General features: G+C 50.5%; 2 protein-coding genes. Both read right to left on the bottom strand.

Translation table 11 applies throughout. The annotated features are described in order from the left end of the window. Positions 1-1,126, bottom strand: a 1,126-nt coding sequence (locus tag D0S45_20230; protein TIH11255.1) for a secretion system protein E, incomplete at its 3' end; no start/stop codon positions are given. Between the two features lie 3 nt (positions 1,127-1,129). After that, positions 1,130-1,837, bottom strand: coding sequence for a hypothetical protein (locus D0S45_20225; GenBank protein TIH11254.1), 708 nt, complete (start codon positions 1,835-1,837; stop codon positions 1,130-1,132). Between the last annotated feature and the right edge of the window lie 108 nt (positions 1,838-1,945).

The raw sequence follows: 1,945 nt of genomic DNA, 5'->3' as shown, positions 1-1,945 counted from the left end.
GTACCGGAACAAGTCGTTGGTGATGCAGGCCGGAAAGCACAGTATGGTCGCAAAGGTATTCAAGCGGGTCCGGGTAGTTAGCAGCGCGAAGCAGGGAAACCATTCTCTGAATGATCCCGAAGGCACTGTTTGCATGGACGGTTGTCCATACGCCGTGCCCGGTCTGGGCGGCATCGAGAGCGGCGGAAGCTGCTTCCGGATAACGAATTTCACCGACCATGATAACGTCAGGGTCACAACGCATTAACCCTGCTATGGCTCCGCTATATTCTTCGCCTCGCGTTTCTTTGGAGCCGGTTCTAATTCTGATTTGTTTTACTCGTTCAAGCGGGTATTCAACTGGATCTTCCGCTGAGAAAAAGTTTTTCTCCGGATTATCCTTAGCCATGCTTTCCATTATGTGTTTGAGGAGCGTTGATTTACCGGCTCCGGTTGGTCCCGAAAGGAGTACCAATCCTGAGCGTTGGGTCAGGAACTGGATGCGGCGCATATGTCTTTCAGAGTATCCGAGGGTGGCTAGCCTTTCTTCAAGGCAGCCCTGTGCTGTCGTGCGGTCGTAAAGTAAGCGCAGGGCCATTTCTGTCCCTGTTCCATTTTGCGCCATGGCTTCTTCAAGCGGCTCCGTATGGACACGGATGGAATGAACATTACTAGGAAGGTATTTGCGGGATGATATTCTGGCGTCCTGACTTTCGGTTACGACAAAAGTTGAGTCCCCTTGGTTTGACATTGTCTGGTAGATGGCAACGATGATCTTTCTGCCGGTTTCCCCCATCAATTGTTTATAATCTTGGACCATTCCAAGTTTGCGGAATGATATGGAGGTAAACGGACCGTGATCCGTGATATGAATATCAGAGGCTCCTTGCTCGTAAGCATCGGCGATGATCTGGACGGCCAGTTCTTGAATGTCGCTGCTTGTCTCTGCCCTTGTGAAATGCTTCTTGCGCAACTTCTGAAATTCTTCAGCTTTCTTCCTTTCGGTTTCAGTAAACCCTTTGCGCGCGGCGTAACTCAGGAATGACATCAGGGTTGCGTCATTTTCCACTTCAGCCGAGATAATAATTTTGCCATCTAGAAACAGGATACGTTCCTGAAGGCTTGCGGGGATTTCAGTTTCAGTCATCATTTACTCCTTGAATTTCAAGGCAATGTTCTTGCCGCCAGAGCGGACCAGAACTTTATTGGGGGTTATGGATACGACTTTGCCGGGACCGGCGTTGTTGCCGACCCGTACAGTCTCGATACCTGCGGGGCTGGAAAGGGTAGCGGAAAGCCTGCCGTCCACGCCTTGGATGGAAACAACTTTGGGCCATGTCGGGCAGTGTTTCTTCTTGGCTGCGGACTTTGAGCTTGAGGCTTTGCTCGGAACTGGGACCGGGACGGTCAGCTCCAGCAGATCCTTTTCTTCTTTGGCCAGTTTCACTTGAAGTTTTCGATATTCAATCAGGCTGCGCATGTAGTTCACATCGCTGATGCTTATTGCTGGGCGTGCGAAGGCGGGAGACGGCTGCGCAACCTGTTCAGTCGTTTCAGGTTTAGTTGCCTGTTCATGTTTAGCGGTCGCGTTTTCAGCAGGCGCAGCTTCTTGTTTTTGAGCTTCGGCTGTGCTGTTTGAGTCGGTCATGAAAGCAGTTATGGCCGTGGCGTTTGCTACGCTGGAATTCGCGGTCCCATTTGTTGCGTTAGCAAAGCTGGTCGCATTGGTTGAACTGGTGGCATTTCCTGTAACCACATCGATCAGGAGTTCTTCTTCCAGATTCAGGTCGGCCAAATTTTCAGCGAATACTGGGACGGCAATAAGTAAGAGCAGAAAAAGCAGGTTAGTAGCTCGCATAAATCTGGCCCTCCAAGGTGCATTTATTGTTTGTGAAGTCGATCTTTGAAAGGACCAGACAAGGAATGGAATCCAGTGCTGTGAAGAGCGCGTCCTCGATCGTTACCC

The sequence above is a fragment of the Marinifilum sp. JC120 genome (assembly GCA_004923195.1).
Taxonomy (GTDB): Bacteria; Desulfobacterota; Desulfovibrionia; order Desulfovibrionales; family Desulfovibrionaceae; genus Maridesulfovibrio.
Note: the sequence above shows the minus strand (reverse complement) of the source record. Positions and strands in the feature narration are given on the sequence as shown.

Bases quoted from the DNA above. Each gene is read 5' to 3' on its own strand.
- D0S45_20225 (TIH11254.1), bottom strand. From the start codon at position 1,837: ATGCGAGCTACTAACCTGCTTTTTCTGCTCTTACTTATTGCCGTCCCA.